Raw genomic sequence first — 17,807 nt, forward strand, 5'->3', positions numbered from 1 at the left:
TTTGATTATTCTGTTCTTTCCCATGGTACCCGGAGTGGGACTTGAACCCACACAGCGCGAACGCCGAGGGATTTTAAATCCCTTGTGTCTACCGATTCCACCATCCGGGCTCGGGAAGAAATTGGAGGCGCGTTCCGGAGTCGAACCGGACTAGACGGATTTGCAATCCGCTACATAACCGCTTTGCTAACGCGCCGAAATCTTCTGGCTTTACAGCCGACATCCGCTATTGCCGATGTCTTAAATTTGGAGCGGGAAACGAGACTCGAACTCGCGACCCCGACCTTGGCAAGGTCGTGCTCTACCAACTGAGCTATTCCCGCATCACCAAGTAACTTTGTTAATCACTTGATTTTGTTATCGTCTGGCAATCAGTGCCGCCGTTCGATGCGTTGCATTCTACTTACCTGACGCAATGAGTCAACGATATTTTTCACCACTGACGATCGTTTGCTGAAATTTGCGTCGAAACGATCACTGATCAAGCAAATCTCCACGTGCAGCGCTCAAATACTGGAACATTGACCACAAAGTCAGTATCGCGGCGACGAAGAAAAGTGCGATCCCAGCATACTCTACCCAGATATTTGGACGCCACAGCAGCCAGGCCAGCGCGGCCATTTGCGAAGTGGTTTTCACTTTACCGATCCAGGATACGGCTACGCTGCTGCGTTTACCCAGTTCGGCCATCCATTCACGCAGTGCAGAGATGATAATTTCACGCGCAATCATTGTTGCGGCAGGAAGCGTCACCCACCAGCTGTGGTAATGCTCTGTCACCAGGACCATCGCGATAGCCACCAGCACTTTATCAGCGACCGGATCGAGGAAGGCACCAAAACGCGTGCTTTGGTTCCAGCGGCGCGCCAGAAAACCGTCAAACCAGTCAGTGACCGCTGCGATACAGAAGATCAGCGCACAAACAAAGGGAGCCCAAGTGAATGGCAGGTAAAAAGCCAATACAAAGAATGGGATCAGGATGACGCGAAACAGCGTGAGCAACGTAGGGATATTAAATTGCATATGACGGATAACTATCTGTTGTCAGTGAAATTACCCCTATGTTGCTACAGAGGGCCTAATGTTTCAACGAGTAGAAGATCTTTTCTGCCAGAGCTTGCGAAATACCCGGCACTTTTGCAATTTCTTCGATACTTGCGTTAAGAAGACCTTGCAAACCTCCCATATATTTCAACAACATCTGGCGACGCTTTGGCCCGACACCTTCGATGGTCTCAAGCGTGCTGGTACTTTTCACTTTCGCCCGCTTTTTACGATGCCCGCTAATCGCATGATCGTGAGATTCATCGCGGATATGCTGGATAACGTGCAATGCAGGCGAATCCGGCGGCAGGCTAAAGCCCTCACCTTCCGGCTCAAAGAACAGCGTTTCCAGGCCTGCTTTACGATCGGCCCCTTTTGCCACCCCCAGCAAGAGTGGGCGCTGTTTGTCCCAGGGAACGTCCAACTCAGCCAAAACGGCTTTCGCCTGCCCTAACTGACCTTTACCGCCGTCGATCAATATGACGTCCGGAATCTTACTTTCTTCAATCGCCTTACCATAACGCCGACGCAAGACCTGATTCATCGCCGCATAATCATCTCCCGGCGTAATACCGGTAATATTGTAACGGCGATATTCTGCGCGCAGCGGGCCATTGGCATCAAAGACCACGCAGGAGGCTACCGTCTGTTCACCCATCGTATGGCTGATGTCGAAGCATTCCATACGCTTCACCGCAGGTAACTTCAACACCGATGCCAGCGCCGTCAGACGTTGCGTAATCGTCGACTGCTGAGAAAGTTTCGTGGTGAGCGCCACTGCCGCGTTGGTCCGCGCCAGCTTGAGATAACGTGCGCGATCTCCTCGCGGTTTCGTCTGCACGTTAATCTTTCTGCCGGCCAGTTCAGACAGAGAGTCTGCCAGCAGGGTTTTATCGCTAAGATTAAAATCGAGCAGGATCTCCCCGGGTAAGGTACGCATCTGGCTCCCCTGCAGATAAAACTGCCCGACAAAGGTTTCGACGACCTCGCCGAGTTCCGTGCCACCGGGTACTTTCGGGAAATAGCTGCGGCTGCCCAGCACTTTACCCTGGCGAATAAACAGAACGTGCACACAGGCCATACCGGCGTCAAACGCCACGCCAATGACGTCCAGATCGTCTCCGGTATTAGAGACAAACTGTTTTTCTGTCACGCGGCGTACGGCCTGGATTTGGTCACGAATGCGCGCAGCCTCTTCAAACTCGAGATTTTGGCTGGCCTTTTCCATGCGGGCGATCAGCTGCGTTAATACCTGATCGTCTTTTCCGGACAAGAACAGACGAACATACTCGACCTGCTGAGCATACTCTTCCTCACTCACCAGACCCGCGACACACGGACCGAGACAGCGGCCAATCTGATATTGCAGACAAGGCCGAGAACGGTTGCGATAAACGCTGTTTTCGCACTGGCGGATAGGGAATATTTTCTGCAACAGCGCCAGCGTTTCACGCACCGCATAACCGTTCGGGAACGGTCCAAAGTACTCGCCTTTGGCATGCTTTGCCCCGCGATGCATCGCCAGACGCGGGTGCGTATCACCGCTAAGGAATATAAAAGGGTAGGATTTATCATCGCGCAGCAATACGTTATAGCGCGGCTGATACAGCTTGATGTAGTTGTGCTCAAGCAATAACGCTTCGGTTTCGGTGTGCGTTACCGTGACATCAATTTGCTGGATTTGCGCGACCAGCGCTTCGGTCTTGCGTGACGCAAGATTACTACGGAAGTAGCTGGAAAGCCTTTTTTTCAGGTCTTTCGCTTTCCCGACATAGATAACCGTCCCGGCGGTATCATACATACGATAGACGCCGGGCTGACTGGTCACGGTTTTCAGGAACGCTTTGGCATCAAACTGATCGGTCACTGGCTTGTTAATGTCTCCGCATTACACAGGCCATGGCGAATTGCCAGGTGAGTCAGCTCTACATCGCCATGAATGTTTAATTTACTGAACATTCGATAGCGATAGCTGTTCACCGTTTTAGGGCTAAGATTCAGTTGCTCTGAGATCTCATTGACCTTCTGACCTTTGGTGATCATCAGCATAATCTGCAACTCGCGTTCAGACAAACTGGCAAACGGGGTTTCCGTTTTCTCAGGCTCAATCTGGCTGAGCGCCATTTGCTGAGCGATATCGGAGGCAATATAACGCTGCCCGGAAAAAACCGAACGAATCGCACTCACTACTTCCTGGGGGGCGGCGCCTTTGCTGAGATACCCTGCGGCCCCTGCCTGCATAACTTTTGCAGGTAATGGGTTTTCGGTGTGTACCGTCAGCATGATCACTTTAATGTCTGCCGTGGAACGCGCAATTTTGCGGGTTGCTTCCAGACCGCCAATACCGGGCATATTCATATCCATCAGCACAACGTCAACGGAATTTGAGCGGCACCATTTTACCGCATCTTCACCGCAGCACGCTTCGCCGACAACTTTTATGCCTTTTATATCTTCCAGAATGCGTCGTATCCCTGCGCGCACCAGTTCGTGGTCATCAACAAGAAAAACGTTGATCAAAGGAATATCTCCAGAATAGGGATAACGCTACCGATAGTTAATCGGCCCTATGTTAACGGGTTTTATCTCAACTTTGAAATGTAAAAAACGCCCGACTTTCGATTTTGCTCTCGTTTTTGGAAATTAGATTGTACGACGAGTGGAAACTTTCAGTCCTGACAGCCTTCTGCCACGGTTATATCTGCATAGCTGTTTCAGAATAGTGACAAAAAATTCATATTCCCCCGCTGAATGCAAAATAGGCAGTCAAAGTTGTAACAATAATTAACGAGGAAAATACTCGAAATAAACAACATATGGAGAAAATATATGCACTGCAACATGTTGTTTATTTTAATGTCCACAACATTGGTCCGCGCAAAAAACAACCACAGATATTTTTAGCCTCGCTTATGGTATACTCCGCCGCCTTAAGATTTAACATCGCACTTTTTCATTGAAACATAACGAGGAAAATAAATGAGTACGCCTGACTTTTCCACTGCTGAGAATAACCAGGAACTGGCCAACGAAGTCACCTGCCTGAAAGCCATGTTAACGCTGATGCTGCAGGCAATGGGTCAAGCCGATGCAGGCCGCGTGATTCTTAAAATGGAAAAACAGCTCGCGCTGATTGAAGATCAATCACAGGCGGCGGTATTTTCCAACACGGTTAAGCAAATTAAACAAGCTTACCGCCAGTAAAAAGAAACCGGCTGATAGCAATGCTCTCAGCCGGTTTTGCGTCTGACACTCAGAACGATAATTTACTCAGATAAGCCCGGTTGCCGCGGCATAACAGGCTATCTGCGTTTTGTTTGGTGCATTGAATTTCTTTTGCATATTCTTCTGATGGAAGTTCACGGTATTTTCAGAAATCGACAGAATGATGGCTATCTCTGAAGAGGTCTTCCCCTCCGCCGTCCATTTCAATATTTCCTTTTCCCGCTTGCTAAAGCGCATTTCTGGCGCCATAACCATGTCATCTTCCAGCCGCGTCAGTACAGACAGGCTTTCCCGTACCAGAAGCTGCATCCTGAGCTCCACTTCATCGCTCGCAAGGCGACTGTTACGGATACTTGCACGCGATACCGATAAAAAACCCAACGCCCGATTAGGCAACATTAAGCATTGCGTCATCCCTTTGCGTAAACCGTGATTGCGTGCGGCGTCCCACAAAGGTTGCGCATCGCGAAACAGAGTATCGTTCCAGGGTAAATGCCCCTGACTGAAGTTTTCAGGCTTCAGCACCGGATCAATGGCGAAATAATTCTCGGACTGATAATGCGCCACCCATGCTTTTGGATAGGTCGTATGAAGTGACGTTTTAGGACGGGTAAAGGGAACGGGATGACGAACACAGAGTGCGTAGAAATCGAACTCTAAGTACTGCGTCTGTTGTTGTAATTCCGTATAGACATCCTCTGCCGTCGCCATTTCCTGAAAGCGTAACAGCATGCTCCGTCGCCAGGTGAAGAAATCATGATCCTGCATACTAAGTGGTAATGCCCCTGAGATTGATAATCATCCAAACATATGAAACAAGCTAACACATAAATGTATTTTATATATGCAAATTATCGGACAAATGAAGAATTACTTGAGTATTACTCAACAGTGGAAGGAAGTAACAGATTCAAGCGTTAATAATAAAGCAATAATTATAAATAGTTATGCGAACAGCACTCGCCAGAAACAATTCCGACGAGTGCTATATGCACTATTTATTGCATCAAAAACTTCTCAAGAAACTGGCGGGTACGCGGCTGCTGCGGATGCGTGAATAAGGATTTTGCTGGTCCCTGCTCCACTATCCGTCCTTGATCCATAAATATCGCTCTATCGGCAACATCGCGAGCAAAGCTCATTTCATGCGTCACAATCACCATGGTGCGTTTTTCCTGCGCCAACTGGCGAATAGTATTCAGCACCTCGCCAACCAGCTCCGGATCGAGCGCAGAGGTCGGTTCATCAAAAAGAATAACCTCAGGTCGCATCGCCAGCGCTCGGGCAATCGCTACGCGCTGCTGCTGTCCGCCCGATAAACGCCGCGGATAGCTGGTTTCTTTGCCCGCCAACCCGACTTTCGCCAGCAATTCACGCGCACGAGCTGTCGCTTCAGCTTTTGGTTCACCTTTGACTATCACCGGCCCTTCAATAATGTTTTCCAGCACCGTCCGATGCGGGAACAAATTAAAGTTCTGGAACACAAAACCGACGTGCTGACGTAACTGACGAATCAGCCCTTTCTGCTGGGTCAACGAACGCGCGGTATCTATGGTAATCTCACCCACTTTAATAGTGCCCGCCTCCGGTTGCTCCAGCAAATTAATGCTACGCAGCAGCGTGGTTTTGCCCGATCCGCTCGGCCCAATAATCGCTACTACTTCACCAGGTTTGACGTCAAGATCGATCCCATGCAGCACCGTTTGCCCATGAAATTTTTTGACCAGGTTTCTGACTTCGATAGCACTCATTTCGGCTCTCTCTCCTGGCGGTTCAGTTGTTCTTCAAAATAGTTTTGCAGTGCAGAAAGTACCGTCGCCATCACCCAGTAAATCAACGAGGCCGCCAGATACATCGTAAAGACTTCCAGCGTACGCGAGGTAATCAGCTGCGCCTGACGGAACAGTTCCGGTACCTGAATAGTGGCGGCCAAAGAGGTATCTTTCACCAGACTGATAAAGCTGTTGCTCAGCGGCGGCAACGCAACGCGCGCAGCCTGCGGCAGGATTGCCCGGCGCATGGTCTGCCAGCGCGTCATACCAATACTGGCCCCCGCCTCCCACTGCCCTTTATCGATGGAAGAGATTGCCGCACGCAGAGTTTCCGCAGCATAGGCTGCCGTATTCAGCGACAAGCCAATCATCGCCGCCGGGATGGGATCAAGCTCAATACCAAACTGCGGCAGACCGTAATAGATCATAAACAGCTGGGCAATTAGCGGTGTTCCACGAAAAATAGAGATATAAAAACGCGCCAGCCAGCGCACAGGCAGCAGCGGCGACAGACGCATCAACGCCAGGATAAACCCCAGTACGAGGCCAAAAAACATCCCGCCGATACTCAGTTGCAGCGTAAAAACCGCGCCTTTGAGCAGATACGGCAGAGAATCAATTACCAGTTGGATACTTTCATGCATTAGCGTTTTTCGACCTGGTTGTTACACGTGAGGATGGTAGGCAAACAGTGCAGGTGCCCCACCGGTATGAATAAAGAGGATTGGCCCTTCGTCTTTGAAGCGCTTCTGGCTGATGCCGTCAATCAAACCCGCCATCGCCTTACCGGTATACACCGGATCCAACAAAATGCCTTCCAGGCGCGCCAGCAGTTTTACCGCCTCCATGCCTTCTTCGTTTGGCGTACCGTAGCCCGGCGCAAAATAATCGTCCCATAACAGGATATCCGCCGAGGCCGTCAGTTCCAGTTCGCGGGCAATGTCCTGCTGTAACGTTACTACTTTGGGCTTTTGATCGGCGACGCTGCGCGAGACGGTCACGCCGATCAGCTCGACGTCTGGCATCAGTTGTTCCAGACCGACGGCCAGCCCGGCGTGCGTTCCCGCGCTGCCCGATGCCACCACAACGGAAGAAAGCGCAACGGCCCCTTCACACTGCTGGGCAATTTCCAGCGCGCTTTCCACATAACCCAATGCGCCCAGGGCGTTAGAACCGCCAACGGGGATCACATACGGGCGGAAGCCCTGTGCTTCAATGCGCGTCGCCAGTTCCTGAAGTTGCGCATTCGGGTCGGTCAGCGCATCGCACATTTCGATCTGCGTATTAAACAGGTCCAGCAGCAGACGGTTGCCATTGGTGAGATAGTTTTCCGCCGTGGTACCAATCGGATTTTCCAACAGCGCCACGCAGTGCAGGCCAAGCTTAGCCGCTACCGCCGCCGTCTGGCGCACATGGTTAGACTGGATGGCACCCGCGGTTATCAGCGTATCAGCGCCTTCACGAAGTGCGTCTGCGGCCAGGAATTCCAGCTTACGCAGCTTATTGCCACCCATGGCCATCGGCGTGACGTCATCGCGTTTGATGAAAATATCGCGCCCAAGGTGGTCGGAGAAGCGTGGAAGATATTCGAGCGGCGTTGGCGCGCCAATAAATTCCAGACGTGGAAAGCGCGTTAAGTTATGCAGCGGCATACAGCCTCCGGTATTCGTTGTTGTGATGTTCTTTTTATTATGCACGTTCAGGCGCAATGAAATAAAAAAAGGCGCTGTTAAAGGCGCCTTTTTTCATCGGATGACGATTATTTCGTCACATCCGCTCCAAACCATTTTTCAGACAGCGCTTTCAGCGTACCGTCTTTTTGCATTTCGGCAATGGCAGCATCAACCGCTTTCAGCAGATCTTCATTGTCTTTGCGCAGCGCCACGCCGGACTCCTGGCGGGAGAATGCTTCACCGGTGACAGCCAGCGTATCCTTGGTTTTTTTCACCAGGTCCAGTGCGGCCAGGCGGTCAACCAGAATGGAATCGATACGGCCTACGCGCAGATCCTGGTATTTAGTCGGATCATCATCATAGGTACGAATATCCACGCCCTGCACGTTCTGACGCAGCCACTCTTCATAGTTGGTACCCAGACCAACGCCGACTTTTTTACCTTTCAGATCGGCGGCAGTCTTAATAACGCCTTCATTGCCTTTCTTCACCAGCGCCTGAATACCAGAAACCGTATACGGGGTAGAGAAATCGTATTTTTTCTTACGTTCGTCAGAGATGGTCACCTGGTTGATGACCACGTCAATGCGCTTGGAATCAAGAGAGGCCAGCATACCGTCCCACTTGGTCGGCTTCAGGTTAGCTTTCACCCCAAGGTGCTTGGCCAGTTCCTCAGCAAACTCCACTTCGAAACCGGTCAGCTTGCCGTCATCGCCCTGAAAACTAAACGGGGGATAGGTCCCTTCCAGGCCCACCAGCAGCGTGCCGCGCTCTTTAACTTTATTTAACAGACCTTCATCTGCATAAGTCTTTACGCTCATTCCGGCGACAAGTGCAACAGCCATTACACCCATCAGAGCCTGACGTCCCAGAAGTGCTAATTTCATAGTTACCCCGAATATTGTCATTAGTGACTATCATTTATGACTACAGTGTAAAGCGTTTACTGTGTTCCACAAACACGACTCTGTTACACCTTATTCGTTTTTAATATATATCAGAACTGGCTGTCCAGGAGGATTTCTGCATATGTCCCATATGGGTATGGGCTTTGAACTGCTCATACTTACGTAAGGCGATGCGGTAATTGTTGGTGCTGGTTTCCGGCAGCCACGGGGCAAGGTTTTCGTCGAGGAACCCTTCCTGCAGCAGGTCATGAGAGATATTTTGTTCGGTCAGGTGATTTCCGAGGCGACGCAGGCGGACAACGTATTCACGTACCGTGCCGTGACTCATTTCGGTCTGCTCAAATAAAAACTGTTTAAAACCAATGATATCGAAAAATTCGCTCTGCTCTTTGCAATGCAAATCACCGCAAAAACGACACAGTGCCACCCACTCTTTTTTCTCCTGTTCCCACTCGGCTTCATCCAACAAAGTGTCCAGTCGGGCGATGGCGATTTTATTCACAATTTGCCCACGACGAACCAGCGTGATCCGGTCGAGCAACTTAAAGCAATGGGCGCAATGCGTCTGGCTGTGTTTGAAATCTTTGAGGTAGCGGCTTAGAGGCCGTCTTTTTGATTGCTGCACCGTCATGAGAACTCCTGGTAGTCAATTCGTAATGCGGCATTGTTCAGGGGTAATGATGTACCCCTATAGCTTACCCAGCTTGGTGCGTAGACGTTTGATGGCCTGACTGTGCAACTGGCTGACCCGTGATTCCCCGACTTCCAGTACCGCGCCAATCTCTTTCAGATTCAGCTCTTCCTGGTAGTACAGCGTTAACACCAGCTTTTCGCGCTCCGGCAACGCCTCGATCGCGTCCATCACGCGCTGGCGGAGGTTACCCTCAAGAAGCTGTTGTAACGGGTTTTCCTGCTGATGTTCTTCCGTCACCAGCTCAATACTATCGCCATGCTCTTCCCGCCACTCGTCATAAGAGAAGAGCTGGCTATTATTGGTATCGAGCAACATCTGACGATACTCTTGCACAGGAATAGCCAGACGCGCCGCCACCTCGGTTTCCGTCGCGTTGCGCCCTAATTCCTGCTCCAGTTGTCCCATCGCCTGTGCCACTTCGCGAGCATTGCGCCGAACGCTACGCGGCACCCAATCCCGGCTACGTAGTTCGTCCAGCATAGCTCCACGAATACGCTGCACTGCGTAAGTGGTAAATGCCGTTCCTTGCAAAGCGTCATATCGGTCAACGGCATTCAATAACCCGATGCCGCCCGCTTGTAGCAGGTCATCCAGTTCTACGCTCGCCGGCAAACGCACCTGAAGGCGCAATGCTTCGTGACGCACCAACGGTACATAACGCTGCCACAGCGAGTGTTTATCCATTACACCTTCAGCGGTATACAGTGAATTCACGATAAACAGCCCTGCGTTAAATGAGTTATCGGCATGATTATCCGTTTCTGCAGGGGTTTTAATCGGGTGAATAGTGGGTGAAATGGGGGGTTATTTGGGGGTTACGGGTAAAGCTAAATATAAAAAACCCCGCCGGAGCGGGGTTTGCACAGTACGCGTAAATTAACGCAGCAGAGACAGAACGTTCTGCGGAACCTGGTTGGCCTGTGCCAGTACAGAGGTACCTGCTTGTTGCAGGATCTGTGCTTTGGACATGTTGGACACTTCGGTCGCGTAGTCAGCATCTTCGATACGGCTACGTGCAGAAGTCAGGTTGTTAACGGTATTACCCAAGTTAGTGATGGTGGAATCGAAACGGTTCTGCACCGCACCGAGGTCGCCACGGAAGGTATCAACCTGAGCAATCGCTTTATCTAATACATCTAACTGGTTACGCGTAGCTTCACTTGCTTTGTCCTGCTCAACAAGTTTAGCGTTAGCAGTACCCGCATTTTGAACAAAAATCTGTTGCGTTCCACCTGTATTTGATACATTACCAGCCGAATCTACTTTGTAATTAACCGCTCCGACTGTTAAGGAGCCACCAGTAAGGCTTGCTTTCTGTTGAACAAGATCAGATTCTTTTGCTGCGGCGTTAGTTCCGTGCGTAGTCAGTTTATTCGTTCCTCCAGCAGCACCTTCTTCGTACAGAGCACCCCCAGAAACTGTTAACTTCGCACCTGTACCAGTATCCGTCGTCGAATCACTGACCGTCAGCGTAATATCTTTACCATCTATTTTTGCTGTAAAGCTACCGTTACCGAATCCATCAGTATCACCCGCAGCTTTCCAAGTCGTCCCTTTCCAACTGAAGGTATTTCCCTGTTTCACATCTTTTGCTGCAACGGCTACTTCTGGAGCACCAGCAGTTACATCAACCGCCTTATTCGTACTATCAGTAATTAACGCACCTGATGAAGCACCTACGAATGCAGCTTTAGAAGCAGTTTTATTTTCAACATTACCTGTTACGACATTCACTTCGTAATTAGTACCACCTAAGCTATAAGCTTTAGTACCAGTAGCGCCAAAATCTTTTATCAATTGATCGGAAGTTGCGGCTTTGTCACCAGTAACGCGGAAACCATTGAGCCCCAGAGTACCACTTGTGATTTCCTTGAGATTGATGGAAATGCTTTCATTATCATTTGCACCAACCTGGATTTTCAGGGTGTTGTCCTGAGCCAGAACTTTCACGCCGTTAAACTGAGTCTGACCGGAAACACGGTCAATTTCACTAAGACGCTGAGTAATTTCGGCCTGAATAGAATCCAAGTCAGAACCAGAGTTTGAGCCATTCGCTGCCTGAACAGACAGTTCACGTACACGCTGCAGGTTGTTGTTGATTTCGTTCAGCGCGCCTTCAGTGGTCTGCGCGATGGAGATACCGTCGTTGGCGTTACGGGAAGCCTGAGTCAGACCTTTGATGTTAGAGGTGAAGCGGTTAGCAATCGCCTGGCCAGCCGCATCGTCTTTCGCGCTATTGATACGCAGACCAGAGGACAGACGCTCGATAGCGGAGCTCAGAGTAGACTGAGATTTGTTCAGGTTGTTCTGGGTCAACAGCGACAGGCTGTTTGTATTGATGACTTGTGCCATGATCTTTTCCTTATCAATTACAACTTGATGTTATTGGGCTGTTGCCCACGGTTTCTCACCGTAACCCATGTATCGGCACCTTAATTTCGAACTTTAGAAAATTTTTACTTTCCGTCGTTTTTTTTCTTAGCCCGTGAAATACCCTCTTTATATGCCATTATTCTGCGCATTATTTTTATAAAACTATCATTAAACTTTGCGCGCAGATTGCCGATAACCCGCTTAACTACTGTTTGCAATCACAAGGAATTAGGCATGCCTTCATTTACTTCATTGGGCGTCGGCTCAAACTTACCACTGGACACATTGCTGACAAACTTAACGACTGCTGAAAAAAAACGCTTAAACCCAATTACCCAACAGCAGAGTACGAATACGGCAAGATTAACCGCCTACGGCACGCTAAAAAGCGCGTTAGAAAAATTTCAGACAGCAAACACAGCGCTGAACAGTGCCGATCTGTTTAAAAGTACCACAGTAACCAGCAGTACAGAAGACCTTAAGGTATCGACCTCTGCCGGCGCAGCCCCCGGGATCTATACCGTTAGCGTTACACAACTGGCACAGGCGCAATCATTAAGTACCAAAAGTGGCATCAGCTCAACGAAGGAAGCGTTGGGTGATACCTCCTCCGAAAGCCGCACCATTAAAATTGAGCAAAAAGGCCGTGAAAAACCGCTGGAAATTAAACTCAGCAAAGACCAAACGTCGTTGGAAGGGATCCGTGATGCCATTAACGACGCCGACAGCGGTATTTCCGCCAGTATCGTTAAAGTTAAAGAAAATGATTATCAGCTGGTATTAACGGCCGATAGCGGTGTCGATAATAAGATGACCATTTCCGTCAGCGGCGACAGTAAGCTTAATGACTTACTGGCATACGACAGCACCGCCGGCAGCGGAAATATGAAACAGCTGGTGGAAGCCAAAAATGCGCTGTTGAAAGTTAACGGTATTGATATTGAACGCCCAAGCAACACCATTACCGATGCCCCGCAGGGTGTGACGCTGAATCTGACTAAAGAAGTGACCGACGCGCGGATCACTGTCACCAAGAGCAATGATAAAGCAACAGAAGCGATCAAAGGTTGGGTTGATGCCTATAACTCGCTACTGGATACGTTCTCAACGCTGACCAAATACACTGAAGTTGATCCAGGTGCCGAAACCCAGGACACGAATAATGGTGCATTACTCGGCGATAGCGCTGTACGCACTATTCAGACAGGGATACGTGCCCAGTTTTCCAATGGTGCCAGCGACGGCGCATTCAAAACGTTGGGTGAAATCGGTATTACCACTGACGGTACCTCAGGCAAGCTGAAAATTGACGAATCCAAGCTGGAAAAAGCGCTGAAAGATAACACCGCAGCGACTCGTCAATTACTGGTTGGTGACGGTAAAGAAACCGGTATTACCACCAAAATCGCCACCGAAGTAAAAGGTTACCTGGCCGATGACGGCATTATTGACGTTGCCCAGGACAATATTAACGCCACGCTGAAAAAATTGACCAAACAGTATCTGGCCGTCAGCAACAGCATCGACGATACCGTCGCGCGCTACAAAGCACAGTTTACCCAGCTTGATAGCATGATGAGTAAGCTGAATAGCACCAGTAACTATCTTGGCCAGCAATTTACAGCGATGAGTAATTCCTGATAACACGAGGTAAGTATGTATACCGCGAGCGGTACCAAAGCCTATGCACAGGTCAGCATAGAGAGTGGCGTAATGAGCGCCAGCCCACATCAGCTGATTGAAATGTTGTTTGACGGCGCGAACAGCGCCCTCGTGCGCGCTCGCCTGTTTATGCAACAGGGTGATATCGTCGCCAAAGGTGAAGCATTAAGTAAAGCCATTAACATTATCGACAATGGTCTGAAAGCAGGCCTGGATCAGGAAACTGGCGGTGAAATCGCCACTAACCTGTCCTCGCTGTATGACTATATGATCCGCCGTTTACTGCAAGCTAACTTGCGTAATGATTGTCAGGCCATTGAAGAAGTCGAAGAGTTACTCGGCAACATTGCAGATGCCTGGAAACAGATCTCACCGAAAGCGTCGTCCCAGGAGTCTCGTTAATGACCTCAGCCGTGGAGTTTATCAACCGTTGGCAGCGCATCGCGCTACTCAGTCACTCGCTGCTGGAACTGGCGCAGCGTGGTGAATGGGACCTTTTACTGGAACAGGAAGTTACCTATCTGCAAAGTATTGAAGTGGTCATGGAAGAGCAAACTCCACCGGGCATTACGCGAAGTATTCAGGACTTAGTGGCCGGGTACATTAAACAGACGCTGGATAACGAACAACTGCTCAAAACGTTGTTGCAGCAGCGCCTGGATGAGCTCAGCAACCTCATCGGCCAGTCGACACGCCAAAAGACGCTGAATAACGCCTATGGCCGTCTTTCCGGCATGCTGCTGGTACCCGACGCCCCCACCTCGCCACAATAATTTCCCGTCTCGTCTGAATTATCTTCCATACTCCAGAGGTCGGCCAAACGACTTCTGGAGCACGGAAGATGAAAAATCCCACGTTATTGCAGTACTTCCACTGGTATTACCCTGATGGCGGTCAACTCTGGCCCGAGCTTGCCGAACGCGCAGGCGGACTCAATGATATCGGCATCAATATGGTATGGCTGCCCCCCGCTTATAAAGGCGCCTCCGGCGGCTATTCCGTTGGCTATGATTCCTACGATCTGTTTGACTTGGGCGAATTCGACCAAAAGGGAACCGTCGCCACCAAATACGGTGATAAAAACCAGCTGCTGGCAGCGATAGACGCGCTAAAGCATAACGACATCTCCGTACTGCTGGACGTGGTGGTTAACCACAAAATGGGCGCTGATGAGAAAGAAAAGATCCGCGTCCAGCGCGTTAACGCCGAAGATCGCACGCAAATAGATGATGAGATTATCGAGTGCGAGGGCTGGACGCGCTATACCTTCCCTGCCCGCGCTGGCCAGTACTCGCAATTCATTTGGGATTTTAAATGCTTCAGCGGCATTGACCATATCGAGAACCCAACCGAAGACGGGATTTTTAAAATCGTTAACGACTACACCGGCGAAGGCTGGAACGATCAGGTTGATGATGAATTAGGTAATTTTGATTATCTGATGGGCGAAAACATTGATTTTCGCAATCACGCGGTGACTGAGGAGCTTAAATACTGGGCACGTTGGGTAATTGAGCAAACCCAGTGTGACGGTTTTCGTTTAGATGCCGTGAAACATATTCCGGCATGGTTTTATAAAGAGTGGATTGAGCACGTGCAGGAGGTTGCGCCCAAGCCGCTGTTTATTGTGGCGGAATACTGGTCCCATGAAGTCGATAAGCTGCAAACCTACATTAATCAGGTGGAGGGGAAAACTATGCTGTTCGACGCCCCTTTGCAGATGAAATTCCACGAAGCTTCCCGTCAGGGCCGCGATTACGACATGAGCCAGATTTTCACCGACACTCTGGTGGAGGCCGATCCTTTTCATGCCGTCACGCTGGTCGCCAATCACGACACCCAACCCTTGCAGGCACTCGAAGCCCCCGTCGAACCATGGTTTAAGCCGCTGGCCTACGCGCTGATCCTGTTGCGCGAAAATGGCGTACCGTCGGTGTTTTACCCTGACCTCTACGGAGCGCATTACGAAGACACCGGCGGCGATGGCGAAACTTATCCTATCGACATGCCGATCATTGAACAACTTGATGAACTGATCCTCGCGCGCCAGCGCTTCGCGCACGGGGTACAGACACTCTTTTTCGATCATCCTAACTGTATCGCTTTTAGCCGCAGCGGCACGGACGAGGATCCCGGCTGTGTGGTGGTGTTGTCTAACGGCGATGACGGAGAAAAGACCATCAATCTCGGCGCCAATTATGGCAATAAAACCTGGCGTGACTATCTGGGAAATCGTGAAGAAAGCGTGGTCACCGATGAAAACGGCGAAGCGGCGTTTTATTGTAACGGTGGGGGCGTCAGCGTGTGGGTGATTGAAGACGTGTTGTAAAGCTCAACCCCGGTGACCGATGGTTACCGGGGCGTACGGCTTATGGCAGCGGTGTTGCCAGCGGCGTTTTCTTTAACGCGTCAGCACATTCCTGCGTCGGGCGATCCACCCGCTGCAGCGTCATACCGTCATATTCCAGCGTATTGCCTTCGCGCTCGATCTCGTACAGCTCGCGTTTCACCGTCACGTTGGTGAGATCGCCAGAGAGCATCGTCAGTTTCCCCGGCAGCGCGATCACCCGCTGCCATTGGCGACAATCCAGCGTATCGCCCTCTTTCGTTATCACCAGGCTGGCAATGGCTTCCGGGCTGACCAGACTGCGTTGTGGACCTTTTGACTGCCAGTATCCTTCCAGACCGGCTGGCGCTGGCGTTTTCACCACGTCGTTATAATTTTCTACTTCGGCGCATCCGGTAAGCGCCAGAAATACACCAACGATTGCTAATTTTTTCATCATTCATCCTGCATGCGAAGAAAATGGGATTGTGGCATTAAAGGCCTGATGTCGCCAGCCTTTCGGCAGCGTTGAGAAAGATTGATCCAGACGGTGTTACCTCTTATTACTCATAGTCAAAAATTCTGAACGGTGTAGTATCCACACTTCTTGTTACATACCTTCTGAGTTCAGAGGCACAACGCATGTCATGGCAACACTTCAAACAGGCCTGGTTAATTAAATTTTGGGCCCCCGCCCCTGCGGTCATCGCAGCGGGTATTCTCTCTACTTACTATTTCGGCATTACGGGAACCTTCTGGGCCGTTACCGGTGAATTCACCCGCTGGGGTGGTCAAATCCTGCAACTGTTTGGTGTGCACGCCGAAGAGTGGGGATACTACAAGCTGATCCATCTCGAAGGCTCGCCCCTGACCCGCATCGACGGCATGATGATCCTCGGTATGTTCGGCGGCTGTTTTGCTGCCGCACTGTGGGCCAACAACGTCAAGTTACGCATGCCGCGCAGTCGAGTGCGCATTATGCAGGCGATAGTCGGCGGGGCAATCGCCGGATTCGGCGCACGGCTGGCAATGGGCTGTAACCTGGCCGCATTCTTCACCGGCATTCCGCAGTTCTCGCTACACGCCTGGTTTTTTGCGCTGGCCACGGCTATTGGCTCCTGGTTTGGTGCACGCTTTACCCTGCTGCCAATGTTCCGTATTCCGGTCAAAATGCAGAAAGTCTCCGCCGCTTCGCCGTTAACGCAAAAGCCGGATCAGGCCCGTCGCCGTTTCCGCCTGGGCATGCTGGTGTTTATCGGCATGATCGGCTGGGCGCTACTCACGGCGATGGATAAACCCAAGCTCGGTCTGGCGATGCTGTTCGGCGTTGGGTTCGGACTGCTGATTGAACGGGCGCAAATCTGCTTCACCTCCGCCTTCCGCGACCTGTGGATTTCCGGTCGCACCCATATGGCAAAAGCGATTATCTTCGGGATGGCAGTCAGCGCCATCGGTATTTTTAGCTACGTGCAACTGGGCGTCGAGCCTAAAATCATGTGGGCGGGTCCGAATGCGGTGATCGGTGGCTTGCTGTTTGGCTTTGGCATCGTTTTAGCGGGCGGATGTGAAACTGGCTGGATGTATCGCGCCGTCGAAGGCCAGGTGCATTACTGGTGGGTTGGTCTGGGCAACGTTATTGGCTCGACCATTCTGGCCTACTACTGGGATGATTTTGCTCCCGCGCTTGCCACCAACTGGGACAAAGTGAATCTGCTCAACACCTTCGGTCCCCTCGGCGGTCTGCTGGTGACCTATCTGCTGTTGTTTGCCGCGCTGATGCTCATTATCGGCTGGGAAAAACGTTTCTTCCGTCGCGCAGGGCTGACGCCTGCCAAGGAGTCTGTATGAAAAATATCGTGCCTGATTATCGCCTCGATATGGTCGGCGAACCGTGTCCATATCCGGCTGTAGCCACGCTGGAAGCGATGCCGCAATTGAAGAAAGGTGAAATTCTGGAAGTGGTGAGCGATTGCCCGCAGTCAATCAACAATATTCCACTGGATGCGCGTAATCACGGCTATACGGTGCTGGATATTCAGCAGGATGGCCCAACGATCCGCTATTTGATTCAGAAGTAACTGGTTGCCGGATGGCACTGCGCTTATCCGGCAAACATTCTCTGCACGTCGT

The 17,807-nt window shown here is 50.7% G+C and carries 20 protein-coding genes and 3 tRNA genes; 8 read left to right on the top strand and 15 right to left on the bottom strand.

Translation table 11 applies throughout. The features are described 5' to 3' along the window. Window positions 1-23: 23 nt before the first annotated feature. From OGX97_RS18470 to uvrY, 6 genes are all read right to left on the bottom strand, one after another. Window positions 24-110 (bottom strand) — tRNA-Leu (locus OGX97_RS18470). A gap of 12 nt (window positions 111-122) precedes the next feature. After that, window positions 123-196: transfer RNA gene (locus OGX97_RS18475), tRNA-Cys, on the bottom strand. Window positions 197-247: 51 nt separating this feature from the next. Next, window positions 248-323, bottom strand: a tRNA-Gly gene (locus tag OGX97_RS18480). Between the two features lie 151 nt (window positions 324-474). Next, window positions 475-1,023, bottom strand: a complete 549-nt coding sequence (gene pgsA, locus OGX97_RS18485) for a CDP-diacylglycerol--glycerol-3-phosphate 3-phosphatidyltransferase (protein ID WP_003030490.1) — start codon at window positions 1,021-1,023, stop codon at window positions 475-477. Between the two features lie 55 nt (window positions 1,024-1,078). Further along, complete coding sequence (uvrC, locus tag OGX97_RS18490) at window positions 1,079-2,911, bottom strand: excinuclease ABC subunit UvrC (protein WP_218659161.1); 1,833 nt, start codon at window positions 2,909-2,911, stop codon at window positions 1,079-1,081. Then, window positions 2,908-3,564, bottom strand: a complete 657-nt coding sequence (gene uvrY / locus OGX97_RS18495; protein ID WP_003834023.1) for a UvrY/SirA/GacA family response regulator transcription factor — start codon at window positions 3,562-3,564, stop codon at window positions 2,908-2,910. The genes uvrC and uvrY overlap by 4 nt, the downstream gene beginning before the upstream one ends. 296 nt (window positions 3,565-3,860) lie before the next feature. Between uvrY and OGX97_RS23305 the strand changes: the two genes are divergently transcribed. Both OGX97_RS23305 and OGX97_RS18500 read left to right on the top strand, forming a co-directional pair. Beyond that, a complete protein-coding gene (locus OGX97_RS23305; protein WP_420291770.1) occupies window positions 3,861-4,004 on the top strand; it encodes a hypothetical protein in 144 nt (47 codons plus the stop codon). Between the two features lie 19 nt (window positions 4,005-4,023). Beyond that, window positions 4,024-4,248: a DUF2594 family protein gene (locus OGX97_RS18500; RefSeq protein ID WP_003030482.1), complete on the top strand. Its 225-nt coding sequence runs from the start codon at window positions 4,024-4,026 to the stop codon at window positions 4,246-4,248. A gap of 66 nt (window positions 4,249-4,314) precedes the next feature. Here the strand turns inward: OGX97_RS18500 and sdiA are convergent, their stop codons facing one another. From sdiA to OGX97_RS18540, 8 genes are all read right to left on the bottom strand, one after another. After that, a complete protein-coding gene (sdiA, locus tag OGX97_RS18505; protein WP_191227075.1) occupies window positions 4,315-5,037 on the bottom strand; it encodes a transcriptional regulator SdiA in 723 nt (240 codons plus the stop codon). A 230-nt stretch (window positions 5,038-5,267) separates the two neighbouring features. Further along, a complete protein-coding gene (gene tcyN, locus OGX97_RS18510; protein ID WP_003030477.1) occupies window positions 5,268-6,020 on the bottom strand; it encodes an L-cystine ABC transporter ATP-binding protein TcyN in 753 nt (250 codons plus the stop codon). Continuing rightward, complete coding sequence (gene tcyL / locus OGX97_RS18515) at window positions 6,017-6,685, bottom strand: cystine ABC transporter permease (protein WP_003030474.1); 669 nt, start codon at window positions 6,683-6,685, stop codon at window positions 6,017-6,019. Before tcyL ends, tcyN begins: the two co-directional genes overlap by 4 nt. A gap of 21 nt (window positions 6,686-6,706) precedes the next feature. Beyond that, on the bottom strand, window positions 6,707-7,693 hold the full coding sequence (gene dcyD / locus OGX97_RS18520) for a D-cysteine desulfhydrase (RefSeq protein ID WP_118262559.1): 987 nt from the start codon (window positions 7,691-7,693) through the stop codon (window positions 6,707-6,709). Window positions 7,694-7,800: 107 nt separating this feature from the next. Further along, the gene (gene tcyJ, locus OGX97_RS18525; RefSeq protein WP_279851081.1) at window positions 7,801-8,601 is read right to left on the bottom strand and encodes a cystine ABC transporter substrate-binding protein; all 801 of its coding nucleotides are present in this window, start codon (window positions 8,599-8,601) and stop codon (window positions 7,801-7,803) included. Between the two features lie 100 nt (window positions 8,602-8,701). Further along, complete coding sequence (gene fliZ / locus OGX97_RS18530; RefSeq protein ID WP_279851082.1) at window positions 8,702-9,253, bottom strand: flagella biosynthesis regulatory protein FliZ; 552 nt, start codon at window positions 9,251-9,253, stop codon at window positions 8,702-8,704. Between the two features lie 57 nt (window positions 9,254-9,310). After that, window positions 9,311-10,030: an RNA polymerase sigma factor FliA gene (locus OGX97_RS18535; RefSeq protein ID WP_003030465.1), complete on the bottom strand. Its 720-nt coding sequence runs from the start codon at window positions 10,028-10,030 to the stop codon at window positions 9,311-9,313. Between the two features lie 162 nt (window positions 10,031-10,192). Further along, window positions 10,193-11,668, bottom strand: coding sequence for a flagellin N-terminal helical domain-containing protein (locus tag OGX97_RS18540; RefSeq protein ID WP_279851083.1), 1,476 nt, complete (start codon window positions 11,666-11,668; stop codon window positions 10,193-10,195). Between the two features lie 255 nt (window positions 11,669-11,923). Here OGX97_RS18540 and fliD point away from each other — a divergent pair, with 255 nt between their 5' ends. From fliD to amyA, 4 genes are all read left to right on the top strand, one after another. Further along, entirely contained in the window at window positions 11,924-13,330 is a 1,407-nt protein-coding gene (gene fliD / locus OGX97_RS18545; protein WP_279851084.1) for a flagellar filament capping protein FliD, read from the top strand. A 15-nt stretch (window positions 13,331-13,345) separates the two neighbouring features. Further along, the gene (fliS, locus tag OGX97_RS18550) at window positions 13,346-13,753 is read left to right on the top strand and encodes a flagellar export chaperone FliS (RefSeq protein WP_164562649.1); all 408 of its coding nucleotides are present in this window, start codon (window positions 13,346-13,348) and stop codon (window positions 13,751-13,753) included. Continuing rightward, window positions 13,753-14,124 carry a flagella biosynthesis regulatory protein FliT gene (gene fliT, locus OGX97_RS18555; protein WP_008785101.1) on the top strand — a complete coding sequence of 124 codons (372 nt, stop codon included), beginning with the start codon at window positions 13,753-13,755 and terminating at the stop codon, window positions 14,122-14,124. Before fliS ends, fliT begins: the two co-directional genes overlap by 1 nt. Before the next feature lie 68 nt (window positions 14,125-14,192). After that, entirely contained in the window at window positions 14,193-15,680 is a 1,488-nt protein-coding gene (gene amyA, locus OGX97_RS18560; RefSeq protein WP_279851085.1) for an alpha-amylase, read from the top strand. Window positions 15,681-15,720: 40 nt separating this feature from the next. On the opposite strand, the gene yedD is transcribed toward amyA, so the two are convergent. Beyond that, window positions 15,721-16,134, bottom strand: a complete 414-nt coding sequence (gene yedD / locus OGX97_RS18565) for a lipoprotein YedD (RefSeq protein ID WP_003030454.1) — start codon at window positions 16,132-16,134, stop codon at window positions 15,721-15,723. Between the two features lie 185 nt (window positions 16,135-16,319). Between yedD and yedE the strand changes: the two genes are divergently transcribed. Together yedE and yedF are read left to right on the top strand one after the other, a co-directional pair. After that, a complete protein-coding gene (gene yedE / locus OGX97_RS18570; protein WP_048235181.1) occupies window positions 16,320-17,525 on the top strand; it encodes a selenium metabolism membrane protein YedE/FdhT in 1,206 nt (401 codons plus the stop codon). Continuing rightward, window positions 17,522-17,755: a sulfurtransferase-like selenium metabolism protein YedF gene (gene yedF / locus OGX97_RS18575; protein ID WP_000790504.1), complete on the top strand. Its 234-nt coding sequence runs from the start codon at window positions 17,522-17,524 to the stop codon at window positions 17,753-17,755. Before yedE ends, yedF begins: the two co-directional genes overlap by 4 nt. Window positions 17,756-17,807 lie beyond the last annotated feature (52 nt).

It is taken from the genome of Citrobacter sp. Cpo061 (genome assembly GCF_030332845.1).
In the GTDB taxonomy this organism is placed as follows: domain Bacteria; phylum Pseudomonadota; class Gammaproteobacteria; order Enterobacterales; family Enterobacteriaceae; genus Citrobacter; species Citrobacter portucalensis.